At 72.4% G+C, this 15,507-nt stretch carries 13 protein-coding genes and 2 tRNA genes; 5 read left to right on the top strand and 10 right to left on the bottom strand.

Translation table 11 applies throughout. From position 1 onward, the window contains the following. From ACERZO_RS20750 to ACERZO_RS20740, 3 genes are all read right to left on the bottom strand, one after another. Positions 1 to 993 carry a HEAT repeat domain-containing protein gene (locus tag ACERZO_RS20750; protein ID WP_372666357.1) on the bottom strand — a complete coding sequence of 331 codons (993 nt, stop codon included), beginning with the start codon at positions 991 to 993 and terminating at the stop codon, positions 1 to 3. Further along, positions 987 to 1,640 carry a HEAT repeat domain-containing protein gene (locus ACERZO_RS20745; protein ID WP_372666356.1) on the bottom strand — a complete coding sequence of 218 codons (654 nt, stop codon included), beginning with the start codon at positions 1,638 to 1,640 and terminating at the stop codon, positions 987 to 989. Before ACERZO_RS20745 ends, ACERZO_RS20750 begins: the two co-directional genes overlap by 7 nt. A gap of 114 nt (positions 1,641 to 1,754) precedes the next feature. Further along, positions 1,755 to 2,267: a lytic polysaccharide monooxygenase auxiliary activity family 9 protein gene (locus ACERZO_RS20740; RefSeq protein ID WP_372666355.1), complete on the bottom strand. Its 513-nt coding sequence runs from the start codon at positions 2,265 to 2,267 to the stop codon at positions 1,755 to 1,757. Between the two features lie 259 nt (positions 2,268 to 2,526). On the opposite strand from ACERZO_RS20740, the gene lexA reads away from it, so the two are divergent. Then, the gene (gene lexA, locus ACERZO_RS20735) at positions 2,527 to 3,180 is read left to right on the top strand and encodes a transcriptional repressor LexA (RefSeq protein WP_372666354.1); all 654 of its coding nucleotides are present in this window, start codon (positions 2,527 to 2,529) and stop codon (positions 3,178 to 3,180) included. A 6-nt stretch (positions 3,181 to 3,186) separates the two neighbouring features. Here the strand turns inward: lexA and ACERZO_RS20730 are convergent, their stop codons facing one another. Then, positions 3,187 to 4,392: a cytochrome P450 gene (locus tag ACERZO_RS20730; protein ID WP_372666353.1), complete on the bottom strand. Its 1,206-nt coding sequence runs from the start codon at positions 4,390 to 4,392 to the stop codon at positions 3,187 to 3,189. Positions 4,393 to 4,494: 102 nt separating this feature from the next. On the opposite strand from ACERZO_RS20730, the gene ACERZO_RS20725 reads away from it, so the two are divergent. Then, positions 4,495 to 5,937 (top strand): MFS transporter, encoded by a 1,443-nt coding sequence (locus ACERZO_RS20725; protein WP_372666352.1) that lies wholly within the window; start codon positions 4,495 to 4,497, stop codon positions 5,935 to 5,937. 380 nt (positions 5,938 to 6,317) lie between these two features. On the opposite strand, the gene ACERZO_RS20720 is transcribed toward ACERZO_RS20725, so the two are convergent. After that, on the bottom strand, positions 6,318 to 6,569 hold the full coding sequence (locus ACERZO_RS20720; protein WP_372666351.1) for a DUF4287 domain-containing protein: 252 nt from the start codon (positions 6,567 to 6,569) through the stop codon (positions 6,318 to 6,320). A gap of 77 nt (positions 6,570 to 6,646) precedes the next feature. Then, positions 6,647 to 7,429 carry a class I SAM-dependent methyltransferase gene (locus tag ACERZO_RS20715; RefSeq protein ID WP_372666350.1) on the bottom strand — a complete coding sequence of 261 codons (783 nt, stop codon included), beginning with the start codon at positions 7,427 to 7,429 and terminating at the stop codon, positions 6,647 to 6,649. Between the two features lie 77 nt (positions 7,430 to 7,506). Between ACERZO_RS20715 and ACERZO_RS20710 the strand changes: the two genes are divergently transcribed. After that, complete coding sequence (locus ACERZO_RS20710) at positions 7,507 to 8,106, top strand: TetR/AcrR family transcriptional regulator (RefSeq protein ID WP_372666349.1); 600 nt, start codon at positions 7,507 to 7,509, stop codon at positions 8,104 to 8,106. Positions 8,107 to 8,304: 198 nt separating this feature from the next. Here the strand turns inward: ACERZO_RS20710 and ACERZO_RS20705 are convergent. Together ACERZO_RS20705 and ACERZO_RS20700 are read right to left on the bottom strand one after the other, a co-directional pair. After that, a tRNA-Val gene (locus tag ACERZO_RS20705) sits at positions 8,305 to 8,376 on the bottom strand. A gap of 38 nt (positions 8,377 to 8,414) precedes the next feature. Next, a tRNA-Val gene (locus ACERZO_RS20700) sits at positions 8,415 to 8,489 on the bottom strand. A 181-nt stretch (positions 8,490 to 8,670) separates the two neighbouring features. On the opposite strand from ACERZO_RS20700, the gene ACERZO_RS20695 reads away from it, so the two are divergent. After that, positions 8,671 to 10,119 carry a DHA2 family efflux MFS transporter permease subunit gene (locus tag ACERZO_RS20695; protein WP_372666348.1) on the top strand — a complete coding sequence of 483 codons (1,449 nt, stop codon included), beginning with the start codon at positions 8,671 to 8,673 and terminating at the stop codon, positions 10,117 to 10,119. 645 nt (positions 10,120 to 10,764) lie between these two features. Here ACERZO_RS20695 and ACERZO_RS20690 read toward each other — a convergent pair. Then, positions 10,765 to 11,172: a MarR family winged helix-turn-helix transcriptional regulator gene (locus tag ACERZO_RS20690; protein ID WP_372666347.1), complete on the bottom strand. Its 408-nt coding sequence runs from the start codon at positions 11,170 to 11,172 to the stop codon at positions 10,765 to 10,767. Between the two features lie 74 nt (positions 11,173 to 11,246). On the opposite strand from ACERZO_RS20690, the gene ACERZO_RS20685 reads away from it, so the two are divergent. Next, complete coding sequence (locus tag ACERZO_RS20685; RefSeq protein WP_372666346.1) at positions 11,247 to 12,161, top strand: quinone oxidoreductase family protein; 915 nt, start codon at positions 11,247 to 11,249, stop codon at positions 12,159 to 12,161. Here ACERZO_RS20685 and ACERZO_RS20680 read toward each other — a convergent pair. Beyond that, positions 12,151 to 15,498, bottom strand: coding sequence for a serine hydrolase (locus tag ACERZO_RS20680; protein ID WP_372666345.1), 3,348 nt, complete (start codon positions 15,496 to 15,498; stop codon positions 12,151 to 12,153). The two genes, ACERZO_RS20685 and ACERZO_RS20680, sit on opposite strands and share 11 nt — an antisense overlap. Positions 15,499 to 15,507 lie beyond the last annotated feature (9 nt).

The following is a 15,507-nucleotide window of genomic DNA, read 5'->3' as shown; positions in this document are numbered from 1 at the left end:
TCACCGGAGGGCCACGAGGGCGGCGGCGACGCGGGCGACAGCCGGGTCGTCGTCGCCGGCCAGCTGCCGCAGGGCGTCGCGCGCGAGGGGCGGCGGCAGCTCGGCCAGCGCCTGGGTCAGGCGGATCCGCGCCGCCTGGTCCCCGGTGTCGGCCAGCTCGCCGGCGATCGCGCTCATGACCTGGTCCGCGCAGCCGTGGTCGGTGGCCAGCAGGCTCAGGACCTCGGCGGCCTCGACGTCGTTCGTGCCCTCGACGACCATGCCGGCGAGGATCGGCACGGCCGCGCTCCCGCCCCGGCCGCCCGCGGCCAGCGCGGCCCGCCGGCGCACCGCCGGGTCCGGGTCGTCGAGGGCGCCCACGAGCGCCGACGTCGCTTCGTCGCCGGGCAGCTCGGCGATCGCCAGGACCGCTCGCCGCCGGATGCCGGCGTCGGGCGAGCGCAGGCCGGCGGCCAGGCTCGCCACGCCGCCGTCGCCGGCCCGCGCGAGCGCCCACCGGAGCGCGCCGGCGACGTTCGGGTCGGACTCGGCGAGCACGGCCTTGGCCAGCACGTCGGCGGGGACCGGGCCGTCCTCGGCCGGGGCGAGGACGGCCTGCTGCCGCCGCGCGGCGTGCGGCGAGCCGAGCCCGTGCAGCAGCTCGACGACGCGCAGGACGTCCGGCCAGCCGTCGGGCGCCGAGGCGTCGATCGCCCGAAGCCGCTCGAGCAGCTCCTGTTCCCGCTTCAGTCGGTCCTCGGTCCGCCGGATGAGGTCACCGACCAGCACGGACGGCGGGAAGTCCGGGTCCGCCAGCGCGGTCCCGATCTGCCGCAGCGACAACCCGAGGGACCGCAGGCCTTCCACGTGGAAGATCCGGCGGATGTCCGCCTCGGAGTATTCGCGGTAGCCGCCCACGGTGCGGCCGGTCGGCCGCACCAGCCCGAGAGAGTCGTAGTGCCGCAGCATCCGCGTGCTCACCCCGGACCGGCGGGCCACTTCGCCGATCAGCACGCGCGCTCCGGGCCGAGCGCGGCGACCCGTTTCGCCGCTTCGACGTTCAGGTCGAAGCCGGCGTCGGGGTCGCGCAGGAGCCGTTCGGTGGCGCGGGCGTGCGCGCGCACCGCCGGATCGGTGGCGGCGAGCGCGGGCCGCAGGGCCGGCTCGCTCGCGTCCCCGAGGGCGGCGAGGGCGCGGCTGAGGCTCAGCCGTGTGTCCCGGTCGCCGCGCCCGAGCTGGGCGGCCAGCCGCACCGCCAGCTCCCCGCGGTCGCCGTCGGGCACGAGGACGACGGCGGCCCGCCACGCGCTGCGCTTGACCTCGTCGTCGGCGTCGTCGAGCAGCGCCGGTGTGAGGGCGGGCCACGCGGTGCGGTCGCCGATCTTCGAGAGCGTGTGCAGCGCCTGGCTCCTGGCTTGCGCGGTCTTCGACCGGAGCTCGGTCCGCAGCCGGGGAACGGTGCTCTCCGCGGGCAGCCGGGTCAGGGCCCAGGTGAGCATGTCGCGCACGAAGAAGTCCGGCTCGACCGCGCACCGGGCGACGAGCGCCTCGGCGAGCCCGGGATCGGCGTGCGTGCCGGCGGCGAGCGCGGCTTCCAAGCGGGTGGACGCGTCGCCGGCCGCGAGTGCGGCGAGCAGGCGCGGGTCCGGGTTGTGGTTCATCGCAAGTACCTCCTGCCGCCAGTGAAGACCTTGTCACTGTGTCAAGGTCAAGCGGCGGCCGCACCACGAGAACCGTCCACCCGGGAGCCGCGCGCTCCCGGGTGGACGGTGGTCTCAGCTCACCTGCAGGTCGATGCAGCTGTAGAACGCGTTCGTCGTGTCCGCGATGTTCCACACCGCCAGCACCGTCTGGCGGCCCGTGTGGTTGCCCAGGTTCACCTGGTGCGACACGGTTTGCGGCGGCTGCTGGTTGTTGCCGCTGATGTCGGCGACCTTGTCGTTGCCGATCCAGTACTCGTAGTTCGCCGTGCTGTGGCGGGCGGTGAAGGTCCACGTGAACGTCGCCGTGCGGCCGACCGGCGAGACCTTCCAGCCCTTGGTGTTGTCGTTCAGCTCGGCGAACTGGGAATTGCCGCCGTTGCAGGACTTCAGGCCCTTCGGGCCTTCCACGCTCTGGGGCTCGTACTTGATGTTGCCGCAGGCCACCGTGCCCTGTGCGCACTGGGCCTGGCGGCTCGCCGGGGCGTTGACGTAACCGTGCGCGCTCGCGATGCCGGCGGGGTTCAGCACCACCAGGACCGGCGCCAGGAGTGCGCCCGCCGCGGCCGCGACCAGTTTGCGGTTCATACCAGCTCCTTCGGGGACAGGCTCGCTTCCCGGGTACGACGAACTCGCGGCAGGGGGTGCCCACCGCGCCGGGAAGGGGGTTCGAGCGAAGGAAAATTGTGGTCTAGACCATACGGCGAATCGGACACCAGGTCAACAGATGGCAAAGTCGAGGTTCATGTTGGTAAGACGCCAACTGTCACTCGATGTTCCGGCCAGCGGGACCCGCCGGGGCGACCAGGCCGCACCGCGCGCCGCGCCTGCCTCTAGGATTCCGCCGGTGACCACCTACGACGACACGTTCGAGCACCTCGACGCCTCGGCCCTGCCGGAGCGGCAGCAGAAGATCCTGGTCGTGATCCGCGACTGGGTGGTCCGCCACGGCTACTCCCCCAGCACCCGGGAGATCGGCGAGGCCGTCGGCCTGCAGTCGACGTCGTCGGTGTCGAAGCACCTGGCGAGCCTGGAGGACAAGGGTTTCCTGCGCCGCGGCGCCACGGTGTCGCGCCCGATGGACGTCCGCGCGTTCCTGCACGGCAGCGCGCCCGCCGGGGACGCCGACTCCGTGCCCGTGCCGGTCGTCGGCGACATCGCCGCCGGCACGCCGATCTCGGCCGTGGAGCACGTCGACGACGTCCTCAAGCTGCCGCGCGACCTCACCGGCCGCGGCACCGTCTTCGGCCTGCGCGTGCGCGGCGACTCGATGATCGACGCGGCCATCTGCGACGGCGACATCGTCGTGGTCAAGCAGCAGACCGAGGCCCACTCCGGCCAGATCGTCGCGGCGATGATCGACGAGGAGGCGACGGTCAAGGTGTACCGCCGCCGCGACGGTCACGTCTACCTCGAGCCCCGCAACCCGGCGTACGCCGTCATCGACGGCGACCGGGCGGCGATCCTGGGCGTGGTCGTTTCGGTGCTGCGGAGCGTCTGACCCGCTTCACCAGGTGACCGGCAGCTCGTAGACGCCGTACACGGACCCGTCGTGCTTGAACGGGATCCGGTCGACCTCGGTGGCCAGCGCCAGCGTCGGGATCCGGCGGTACAGCGTGCTGTAGACGACCTGCAGCTCGAGCCGGGCCAGCGGCTGACCCAGGCACTGGTGGACGCCGAACCCGAACGCGACGTGCCGGTGCGAGTCGCGGGTGACGTCGAGCCGGTCGCCGTCCGGGAAGACCGACGGGTCGCGGTTGGCGACGTCGTTCGCCATGATCAGGCCCTCGCCCGCGCGGATGGTCTCGCCCGCGACTTCGATGTCCTCGAGCGCCACGCGGCGGCGGCCGTTGTGCGTGATGTTCAAGTACCGCAACAGTTCCTCGACCGCCGACGCGACCAGGGCCGGGTCGTCGGACGCGCGCAGCAGGGCCAGCTGGTCCGGGTGCTCCAGCAGGGCCAGGGTGCCGAGCGCGATCATGTTCGCCGTCGTCTCGTGGCCGGCGATCAGCAGCAGCACGCCCATCTGCGCCGCCTCGGTCCGGGACAGCTCGCCCGCGCGGACGCGGGTGGCGAGCCCGGACAGCAGGTCGTCGGCCGGCGCCGCCAGCTTCTCGCCCACCAGCCGGTCGAGGTAGCCGACGAGCGCCTGGTGACCGGCCGCGCGCTCCTCGGGCTTCGCGTCGCGCCGGATGATGACCTTGCTGTTCTCCTGGAAGAAGTCGTGATCGGCGTACGGGACGCCGAGCAGCTCGCAGATCACCAGTGACGGCACCGGCAACGCGAACGCCTCGACGAGGTCGACCGGCTTCGGGCCGGCCAGCAGCCGGTCGAGCTGCTCGTCGACGATCTTCTGCACCGCCGGGCGCATCGCGGCCGTGCGCCGGATCGTGAACGGCGCGGTCACCATCTTGCGCAGCCGCGCGTGTTCCGGGTTGTCCATCAGGATGAAGCTGATCCCGGTGCCGCCCTTCGGCAGCGGGGCCGGGCTCGGGTAGCCGGGCCGGGTGATGTCCGCGCTGACACGGGGATCGGCCAGCAGCGTCCGCTGCTCGGCGTAGCGCGTCACCAGCCACGGCGTGCTGCCGTCCCACAGCCGGACCCGCGCGAGCGGCGCCTCCGCCTGCAGCGCGCGGGCCGCGGGCGGCGGGTCGAACGGGCAGCCGGCGGCGCGCGTCATCGGGAACTCGGGGATCTCGGCGGTGCTCGTCATCGTTCCTCCGCGGTGGCCTTCAGTTCGTGATCAGTCAACCGAAGGCTTCTACGCTAAGTCAAGCGACTGATTTAATTCGGACATCCCCACGGAGGACTCCTCGTGCCCGACCCATCCACGCCCGCCGGAGAGGCGTCGCCGCGCGCGAACCTCGTCGTCGGAGTCCTCGCGCTCGCGGGCATCACCGTTTCGCTGATGCAGACGCTGGTCATCCCGCTGATCCCCGCCCTGCCGGGGCTGCTGCACGCCTCCGCCGCCGACGCCACCTGGGCGATCACCGCCACGCTGCTCGCGGGCGCGGTGGCGACGCCGACCATGGGCCGGCTCGGCGACATGTACGGCAAGCGGCGGATGCTGCTCGTCAGCCTCGGGGCGCTCGTCGTGGGCTCGGCGATCGGCGCGCTCTCGGACACCCTCGTGCCGATGGTCGCCGGCCGGACGCTGCAGGGGCTGGCCGCCGGCGTCATCCCGCTCGGGATCAGCATCATGCGCGACGAGCTGCCCGCCGAACGGCTCGGCTCGGCCACGGCCCTGATGAGCGCGTCGCTCGGCGTCGGCGGTGCGCTCGGTCTGCCCGCGGCGGCGTTGCTGGCCGAAAACGCCGACTGGCACGTGCTCTTCTGGACCGCGGCCGGCCTCGGCCTGGTCGTCACCGCGCTGGTCGTCGCGCTCGTGCCGGAGTCGCCGGTGCGCACCGGCGGGCGGTTCGACGTCCTCGGCGCGGCCGGGCTCTCGGTCGCCCTGGTGTGTCTGCTGCTGGCCATCTCGAAGGGCGCCGACTGGGGCTGGGGCAGCGCCGCCACGCTCGGCCTGTTCGCCGCGGCGGTCGTCGTCCTGCTGCTGTGGGGCCGGTGGGAGCTGCGCACACCGCGGCCGCTCGTGGACCTGCGGACGAGCGCGCGGCGCCAGGTCCTGCTGACGAACATCGCGTCGGCCGTGTTCGGCTTCGCGATGTTCGCGATGTCGCTGGTGCTCCCCCAGCTGCTGCAGCTGCCGGCCGCCACCGGGTACGGCCTCGGGAAGTCGATGCTGGTGGTGGGCCTGGTGATGGCGCCGTCGGGGCTGGTGATGATGGCGCTGGCGCCGGTGTCCGCGCGCATCACGGCGACCCGCGGCCCGAAGACGACGCTGATGCTCGGCGCGGTGGTCGTCGCCGCCGGGTACGCGCTGGGCATCGTGCTGATGAGCGCGACCTGGCACCTGGTGCTGGTGTCGAGCGTCATCGGCGCCGGCATCGGGCTCGCCTACGGCGCGATGCCGTCGCTCGTGATGGGCGCCGTGCCGGTGTCGGAGACCGCGGCCGCGAACAGCCTCAACACGCTGATGCGCTCGATCGGGACGTCGGTCTCGAGCGCCACGGCCGGGTTGGTCCTCGCGCGGCTGACCGTCCGGTTCGGACCGGTGGAACTGCCGTCGCAGAACGGGTTCCGGCTCGTGCTGGGCATGGGGTCGGCCGCGGCGCTCATCGCGCTGGGCGTCGCCGCCTTCCTGCCGCGGCGTTCGCCGGTGCCGGCGAGTCCGGAACCCGTCGCGGTCGGCCGCTGACCATCGCCCGGACGGGACGTGGCGGGCGTGGTCGGGTTCCCGGCGGGGCCGGACGGCCGATGGATCACCGGCCGGACGCTCGATGTTTCGGGTGGCACGCACCTCGGCCCAATCGGGTGATGCGGCACGGGCTGGCGGCCCCGGGGCGCGCCTGCCACTCGGACGCCTCGGCAGCGAGGCACCCGAGGCTGGTCGAGGCTGGTCGAGGCTGGTCGGCCTCGCGTGGCAGGCCGGCCGTTCGGGCGCCTCGGCGGCGAGACACCCATTGTTGGCCGAGGTGGTCCGGCCGCGCGGGGTCTCGGCGGCGAAGCGCCCGATGTTGGCCAAGGCCGGCCGACCCCGGCCATCTGCGAGCCGCGCGATTGCGCGACCGAGGGCGCTCACTTCCGGGCGGCCACCCCGTCGAGGTGCAGCACCCCTTCCGTGTGGTGCGCGGCGACGAAGTCGGGCCCCTTGGTGATCAGGCGCGCGATCGCCGTCGCGTGGCCGTGGCCGAGGGCGTGCTCGGTCTTGAGCCATGCGACGACGTCGCCGTGCTTGGTGAGGTTCTTCTCCGCGGCGAGGTCGAGGAAACCGCGCGGGGTGATGCCGGTCTGCCGCTCGGCGTTGTCGAGGTAAGCCTGAAAAGACATAGGTGACTCCCGGTTCGGACCGAAGGTTCATCGGTCGCTCGTGCTTGCCACCAAGGTCTCACCGACAACTTTTCTTGTCAAGCCTTCTTTGCGGCCACCGCCAATGTCGAGTACGACAGCGTGAAGCCACCGCCGAGCGCGTCGATGGCCGCACCGACGCCGGCGAGCACGCCGGCGAGGGCGTCCGACGGAAGGCGCGTCAGGCCGCCGGTCGTGGGCAGGAGGTCGAGCCATTCGCCGCGGGTGTAGGTCCGTTCCCACGCGAACGACCACCGCTCGGGCTCACCGAACCGACCGGATTCGCGGATGCCGTCGGCGAACTTGGCGAACATGACTTCGTAGAGTTCGGCGGCGGTCCTGGACTCCCCCGCGAACGGCGAATCGGGCAGCACCCGCCGGATGCCGGCGGCAAGGGCGTCCGCCACCGGCGCCGGCGGCTGGAACACGTGCGCGAACAGGGCAAGCAGGCCGCCGGGCCGCAGGACACCGGCCGCCTTGGCGGCACCGGCCACCGGATCGACCCAGTGCCAGGCCTGGCCGGCGACGACGGCGTCGAAGGTCCGTCCCGCAGTGTCCCAGTCCTCGAACGTCGCGACCTCGACGTCGATGCCGGTCCCGCGAGCGAAGCCGGCCATGCGCGGATCGGGGTCGACGCCGAGCACCTGACACCCGGCGTCCCGGAACTGCCGAGCCTCGATGCCAGTGCCACAACCGACGTCGAGGAAGTCACGACCAGGACTTTCAGAGACAACACGCCGCACGAGTTCGGCGGGATACTCGGGCCGGGCACGGTCGTAGCGTTCGGCGTCGACCCCGAAGGATTCGGCGAAGTGGCGGGCTTGATGAGGCTGAGTGGGCATGCGCCCACTCTAATGGGCACGCGCCCACTCAGGCAACCGCCCGAGCGTTCGCGCCGGGCGTAACGGAGAATGGGGTCATGCCGACCGGGGTCCACTTGCGCGACGTACGCAAGCAGCTGTTCGAGGCGGCGGAGCGGGTCCTGCTCCGCGAGGGCCCGAACGCCCTGACGAGCCGAGCGGTGACGGCCGAGGCAGACGTGGCAAAGGGCGTACTCCACCGGCACTTCACGGACTTCGACGAGTTCCTGGCGGAGCTGGTGAAGGACCGGATAGCCCGCCTGACGGACCAGTCCGCGATCCTGGAGGCCTCGGCAGGAACGCAAACGGTGGCGGCAAACCTGACGGACGCCCTGACAGAGCTGTTCGACCCGGTCTCGATAGCGCTGACGAGCTTGGTGTTCTTCCGCGACGAGCTGAGAGAGCGCCTACGCCGCCCAGGCGACGGCCTGCCGTTCCTGGCGGAGGCGAGGGAGATGCTGTCGACCTACCTGAAGGCAGAGCGAGCCCAGGGCCGCATAGCGGCGGACGCGAACGTGGACTCCCTGGCGCTGTCCCTGATCGGAGCAAGCCACCTGCTGTTCGCCGGCCGCAGGAGGCACACGCTCCCAGACCCCACAGAGCTGGAAAACCTGGTGAGCACAGTAATAGCCGACGCACTACAACGCCGCCTGCTGTAAAAGTCCACTAAGGACAAACCGCCACCCGGCCCGAGAACCCAGCCACGCGCAGGGCCACCCGGCACGAGAACCCGGCCACGCGCAGGGGGGTCCGGGGGCTTGCCCCCGGCGGGGGCGTGGGGGCTCGGCCCCCACAAGACACAGAACGAGAGAGCCCCTGTTCGCGCATTCCGCGAACAGGGGCTACCCCGAATCGAGTGGGCGATACTGGGATCGAACCAGTGACCTCTTCGGTGTGAACGAAGCGCTCTCCCCCTGAGCTAATCGCCCGCGGTACGGACTTCCACGAGTTCCCGGGGGTGGGCTCGTGGTGCGCGATACTGGGATTGAACCAGTGACCTCTTCCGTGTCAGGGAAGCGCTCTCCCGCTGAGCTAATCGCGCGCTGCGGAACTCCGTACTTGCTGAAGCATATCGGACAGTTTCGGAGCGTCAGCAGGGGGTCCCCTGTGACGGCGGGCACTGCCGAAACCGCCGTGACACGAAGGCGACGGAACGGGCAGACTGCAGGGAGACCGCCTGCCGTCGCCGGCGGCCGCGCCCGATCAGGAGAGCTTTCGCCCCGATGACCGACACCGTGTCCACTCCGCCCGCCGACCTGGATCGCGCTCCGGCGCGGCCGGGGCTCCTCATCGGGGTCCTGGTGCTGTCCGCGTTCGTGATGATCCTGAACGAGACGATCCTGAGTGTCGCGTTGCGTGACCTGACCGTCGACCTGCGGGTGCCGACGACGACCGTGCAGTGGCTGACCAGCGGGTTCTTGCTGACGATGGCGGTGGTCATCCCGACGACGGGGTTCCTGCTGGAGCGGTTCTCGCCGCGGCAGGTGTTCTTGTTCTCGCTGTCGGCGTTCAGCCTGGGCACTTTGCTGAGCGCGCTCGCGCCGGGGTTCGGGATGTTGATGGCGGGGCGGGTGGTGCAGGCGTGCGGGACGGCGGTGATGCTGCCGCTGCTGATGACGACGGTGATGCGGCTGGTGCCGCCGGAGCGGCGCGGCGCGACGATGGGGACGATCACGATCGTCATCGCGGTGGCGCCGGCGATCGGGCCGACGATCGGTGGCGCGGTGCTGTCTTCGCTGGGCTGGCGCTGGATGTTCTGGATCGTGCTGCCGTTGTCGGTGGCGGCGCTGGTGACCGGTGCCCTGCAGCTGCGGCTGGACAGCGAGACGCGGCGGGTGCCGTTGGACGTGCCGTCGGTGCTGCTGTCGGCGATCGGGTTCGGCGGGGTGCTGTACGGGTTGTCGTCGAGCGGCGAGCAGGCCGGGGCGGAGCCCTTGGTGCCGGCGTGGGTGCCGATCGTCGTGGGCGTGGTGGCGCTGGCGGTGTTCACGTGGCGGCAGCTGCGGCTGCAGCGGCGCGACCGGGCGTTGCTGGACCTGCGGCCGTTCACGCACCGGAGTTTCGTGGTGGCGCTGGTGCTGACGGCGCTGCTGTTCGTGTGCCTGATCGGCGCGGCGGCGATCCTGCTGCCGCTGTACCTGCAGACGGTGCTGCACACGAGCACGTTCGTGAGCGGGTTGGCGGTGCTGCCGGGCGGGCTGGTGCTGGGGCTGCTGGGCCGGCCGGTGGGGGCGCTGTTCGACAAGGTCGGCGCGCGCCCGCTGGTGATCCCGGGCGCGGCGGCGATGGCGGTGTCGCTGTGGCTGTTCACGACGCTGGGGCCGGGTTCGCCGCTGATCGCGGTGATCGGGATCCACGTGCTGCTGATGGCCGGGCTGGGGCTGATGATGACGCCGCTGTTCACGGAGTCGCTGGGCGTGCTGCCGGATCACCTGTACTCGCACGGGAGCGCGATCCTGTCGACGCTGCAGCAGGTGGCGGGCGCGCTGGGGACGGCGGTGTTCGTGAGCGTGGCGACGCTGTGGAGCGCGGACGGGGCGGCGGCAGGGCCGGACGCTTCCGGGCTGCGGGCGGCGTTCGTGGTGGCCGGGGTGATCGGGTTGCTGGCCTTCGCGGGGACTTGGTTCATCCGGAAGTCGACGCCGGGAGCGACGGCCGCGCCGCACCACTGACACCGGCGAGCGCTGCCGGGTTCGCAGCAAGCTCCGGGTGGGAGAAGCGCGAGGTTGGCCCGGCGGGGCAACCAAGGCGGAACGGCCAACCCGACCACCCACCCACACGCACAACGCCGGTCCCCCAGGCGAGAGGCCCCGAGAACAGGCACCGACGAGAACCCAGACTCCCCCGCACCCCGATCCGAAGCCACAACACGGCCGGCAGCACCGGGTCAAGGCATCTTTCCCGCCTTGACGCGGTGTTGCCGGCCGTAGTCACCATGACAGCTTCGGGGTGCCGGAAGGGCTATCGCAGAACAGCTGCCCCGCCCCGCAGCCCCACGTCGCCCCGCCCCGACTGTCCTGAATGACTCATTCATGTCGTGTGGCGACAGGAATGAGTCATTCACGTCAGGCGCACCCGGCCACCACCGTCCACTGAGGACAAAAAAGTCCCGCTTCCGCTCGGCGAAGGCTGGGGGGAACCTGCGAGCGGAAACGGGAGTTCGAGGCCGGTACGGGGGTCGCCTCGCGGCGAAAGGCGCTACACGGCTCCAGCCGGACTGGCATTCCGTGAAGGCAAGGGGTGAGGCCCGGGGGCTCCACCGTACCGACACCCACTACAACGCCCCGGCCACGCAGGTGTTCCCGACGTGACGGGGCTCATGCCAGCATCCGCCCCAGCAGGACGCCCAGCCGGTTGCGGTCGGCCGTGCCCAGCCCCGACGTCAGCGGGGCCATCCCCCGCGCCACTTCCGCCGTCAGTTCGCGAGCCAGCGCGACGCCCGCCGGCGTCAGGCTGACGCGTACCGAACGCCCGTCGTCGCGGCTGGCCTCTCGGGCGACCAACCCGCGGCGGACCGCCCGGTCGACCAGCCCGCTCACCGACGACCGGTCCAGGCCCAGGTGCGTCGCCAGCTCCGCCATCTTCGGCGTGCGGTCGCGCAGGATGCCCAGCACCCGCAGCTGCGTCAGGGAAAGCTCGTGCGCCGCCGCGACCTGGCTCAGCACCGCCATCACCGCGAAGGACACCTGGGCGAGGTTGTCCAGCACCTCGTCGGGTTCGGTCATGCCGTCGAGACTACCTTGAACTAGTTGGTAATACCATCTAAAGTAGTGGGCATTCCCAACTAATAGGAGCCGTCATGCGCGCAGCCGTCGTCACCGAGTTCGGTACTCCGCCCACCTGCCGGGACTTCGCCGATCCCCAGCCCCGCACCGAAGACGAGGTCGTCGTCGACGTCCTCGCCGCCGGGCTGCACCCCCGGGTCCGCTCCCAGGCCGGCGGCACGCACTACACCGGAACGGGTGAGCTTCCGCTCGTTCCCGGCATCGACGGCGTCGGCCGGGCTCCCGACGGCACCCTCCGCTACTTCGTCCTGCCCGACACGTCGCTGGGCTCGATGGCCGAACGGACCGTCGTCGATGTCAGACGCAGCGTCGTGCTGCCCGCGGACGCCGACCCCATCGCCGTCGCCGCGGGCATGAACCCCGCGATGTCCGCGTGGATCGCCCTGCGCCGGCGGATCGAGTTCGCCGCCGGGCAGGACGTCCTGGTCCTCGGCGCCACCGGGAACGCGGGACGGCTCGCCGTCCAGGTCGCGAAGCACCTCGGCGCCGGCCGGGTGATCGCCGCCGGCCGCGATCCGGAGCGGCTCGCCGCGGCCGAGGCGGACGAAACCCGAACTTTCGACGAACTGGGCAAGGCCGCCGACGTCGACGTCGTCCTCGACTACGTCTGGGGCCCGCCGACCACCGAGGCCCTGCGCACGATCGTCACCGAACGCGCCGACCGGGGCCGCCCGCTGACGTGGGTGGAGATCGGCTCGGTGGCCGGGCCGGCGATCGAACTCCCGTCGGCCGCGCTCCGGGCGGCGCGCCTGCAGCTCGTCGGCAGCGGGCAGGGTTCGGTGCCCACCAAGGACATCGTCGCCGAGCTGCGGGCGCTCGTGCCCGAAATCGAGAGCTTCCGCATCGACGCGCGTCCGGTGTCCCTCCAGGACGTCGAGCAGGCCTGGCGGGACACCGGAACGACTCAGCGCGTCGTCGTCACTCCTTGACCTTCGGCGTCGCCCGCACGCCGGAGTGCAGGTACCGCTCCCCCGTCGGCAGCTCGTAGAACGTCACCGAAACCCAGCCGCGCATGCCCGCCGGGCTGTACGCGAAGTGCGCCGGGCCGACCGGGACCAGCTCGTCCTCGGTCGTCGGCTCCGGCACCAGCTCGGCCAGCGGGCCGGTGACGGTCTGCCGGATCCACAGCTTCCCGTCCCGGTCGAGGACTTCGGTGCGGACCGACTCCCGCTCGTAGACGCCGAGGAACTCCGAGGCGTCGACGTCGGGGGCCGGCACGGCCGGTTCGAGCGGCTGCGGCAGCGCGACACCGGCCAGCTCGGCGAAGATCTCGCGGTAGAGCTCTTCGTACAGGTCGTGGGTGCTGCCGCCGTTGGTGAGCAGCGTGACCGCCAGCCCGTGCCCGGGCAGGATCCGCAGGAAGGCCGCCTGCCCGATCGTGTTGCCGTCGTGGCCGTAGACGCGGTGGCCGTCCCAGCCGAAGCGGATCCAGCCGAGGCCCCACGAATCGCCGAGGGTGTCCTTGTCCGGCATCTCGAACTGCTCTTCGGTCATCGCCTGCGCGGACTCGGCCGAGAGCACGCGCGAGCCGTCCGGGCCGAGGCCGCCGGTCAGGTGCAGGCGGGCGAACGCCAGGACGTCGTCGGTCGACGCCGTGATGAGCCCGGCCGGGCCCGCCGAGCGCTGCAGGCCCCACACCGGCGCCGGTTCCGGCTCGGCGTCCCCGGCCGCGACGTGCCCCATCGCCGCGCGGTGCAGGAGCGCCTCCTCCGGCAGGGTCGTCGTCCGCTTGAGGCCGAGCGGGGTGAACAGCCGCTCGCGCAGGGCCGCGTCCCAGGTCTTGCCGGTCAGCTTCTCGATCACCCGGCCGATCAGGACGAACCCCGAGTTGCAGTAGGACAGCGTCGCGCCGAGCGGGTGGGTCTGCGCGGCCTGGTCGAGGATCGCGACGTACTTCTCGAGGCAGTCGTCGCCGCGGCCGGTGTCGGTGAAGACATCGCCGTCGATGCCGCTGGTGTGGGTCAGCAGGTGCCGCAGCGTCACCTTCTTCGTGACGTCGGGGTCGGCGAGCCGCAGCTCGGGCAGGACGTCGATGATCGGCGCGTCCAGCTTCAGCAGCCCTTCGTCGACCAGCTGCATCGCGACGGTCGCCGTCCACACCTTGGTGATCGAGCCGATCTGGAACACCGAGTCGTCGGTGACCGCGACGCCGGTCGCCTTGTTCAGCACGCCGTGGCTGACCTGGACGACCTCGTCGCCGTCGAGGCGCAGGATGCCCAGCGCCGCGCCGGGGACGCGGTGCTTGCGCGCGAGCTCGGCCAGCCGCCGGCGCCAGTGCGCGGCGTCGAGCGGGATCCGCGCCGGCTTGCCCGGCTCGCCCGCGTACTGCTCGACCCAGTCGACGACGCGGCGGTTGAAGTCCACGCGGTGCGACGGCTTGCCTTCGAGGATGAACAGGTGCGACGCGCCCGGGTAGAGCACCAGCCGGGTGGGCACGCCCTGCTCGCGCAGCGCGGTGAACCACTGCTCGGCCTGCCCGGCCGGGCACCGGTCGTCGTCGGCGCCGTGCACGACCAGCGTCGGCGTGCGCACCTTTTCCACCTGCGCCAGCGGGGAAAGCGCCGCGTAGTGCGCGCGGTTCTCCGACGGGACGGCGCCGAGCTCGGCGACCCCGAGGTAGTGCCCGCTGTCGGACGTGCCCGCCATGCTCACCGGGTCGCTGACCACGCCGCCCGCGATCGCGGCGGCGAACCGGTCGTCGCGGCTGGTGAGGTAGCAGGTCATGAAGCCGCCGTAGCTGTAGCCGGTCACCGCGAGCCGCCGCGGGTCCGCCACGCCTTCGGCGACGAGGTCGTCGAGCGGCTCGAGGAAGTCCTTGGCGTCGGCGACGCCCCAAGCGCCGACCGCGGCGGTCAGGAACGCTTCGCCGTAGCCGTCGCTGCCGCGCGGGTTGAGCAGCAGCACCGCCCAGCCGCGGGCGGCGAGCTCCTGGTGGTGGACGTGCACGGCGTCGGCCGTGCCGTTCCACGCGTTGTGCGGGCCGCCGTGGATGTCGAGCAGCAGCGGGAGCGGGCCGGTGCGGGCGGGGTCGCGCAGCAGCCAGCCCTGCACGACCGTGCCGTCGGAAATGGTGAACTCCCGCTCCTCGCGGACGAACAGTTCGATCTCGGCGGGGCCGAGGGTGGTGTGCACCCGCGCCTCTCCCCCGGCGACGTCGACGGTCGCGACCTCGCCGAAGGACGTCGGCGTGGTCAGCACGACCGCCGCGGTGGTCCCGGCGACGCTCAGCCCGTCGACGGCGGTGCCGGCCTCGCCGAGGACGCGCCGCGGCTCGCCGCCGGTGACGTCGACGGCGTACAGGTGCGTGCAGCCGCGGTCCCGGACGCAGAACAGGACCGTCGAGCCGTCGCCGGCGAGCCGCGGGACCGCGCCGGGGTAGCCCGGGCCGCCCGGCATGACGTTGCGGTCGAGCGACGCGGCGAGGTCGACGGTCTCGCCGCCGTCCAGCGGCACGCGAAGCAGGCCGAGGTGGCCCGGCGCGGTGTCGAGGCGGCCGATGACGAGCAGGGCTTCGCCGTCCGCGGTCCAGGTGACGGTCCCGGCCATGCCGTCGGCCGAGCCGGCCGGCCGCGGTTCGGCGGTGCGGTCGCCGGGGTCGAGAACGTAGACGCCGGACCGGAACGTGAGGTCGGCGTCGGCGTCGCGTGCCGCGGGGAAGGCCAGCCGGCCGCCGTCCGGCGACCACGCGGGGTCGCCCGCGTGCCAGTCCCCCGCCGTGACCCGCCGGACCTCGCCGGTGGCGACGTCGAGGACGTGGACGTGCTTGCGCAGCGTGCGCAGGAGGCCGGCGCCGTCGGCCTTGAAGTCGAGGCGGTCGGCGACCACCGGGGCGCTCGCGCGGCGGCCCTGCGCGCCGTCGTCCTCGCCTTCCTCGGCCGCGAGGTCGATCGGGGCGCTGAACGCGATCTCGGCGCCGTCGGGCCGCCACACCGGGGTGCCCGCGCCGAGCGGCAACGTGGTGACCTGCTCGGGCTCGCCGCCGTCGGCGGGCAGCAGCCACAGCTGCGCCGGGCCGTCCTGGGCGCGCAGGAACGCGATCCGCGTGCCGTCCGGCGACCACACCGGGGCCGCGTCGGCCTGGCCGCGGGTCAGCCGGCGAGCCTCACCGCCGCCGGTGGCGACCTGCCAGAGCGAACGGGTGTCGGTGTCCTTCTCGCGGTCCGCCGTGCGCACGGCGTAGACGATCCGGGCGCCGTCGGGCGAGATCGCCGGTTGTTCGGGGAACTCCAGGGCGTACAGGTCGTCGGTGCCCAGACGTCGGGTCATGCGGGATCT

The sequence above is a fragment of the Amycolatopsis kentuckyensis genome, from assembly GCF_041679295.1.
Classification (GTDB): domain Bacteria; phylum Actinomycetota; class Actinomycetes; order Mycobacteriales; family Pseudonocardiaceae; genus Amycolatopsis; species Amycolatopsis kentuckyensis_A.
This window is presented reverse-complemented; position numbering and strand designations above follow the sequence as displayed.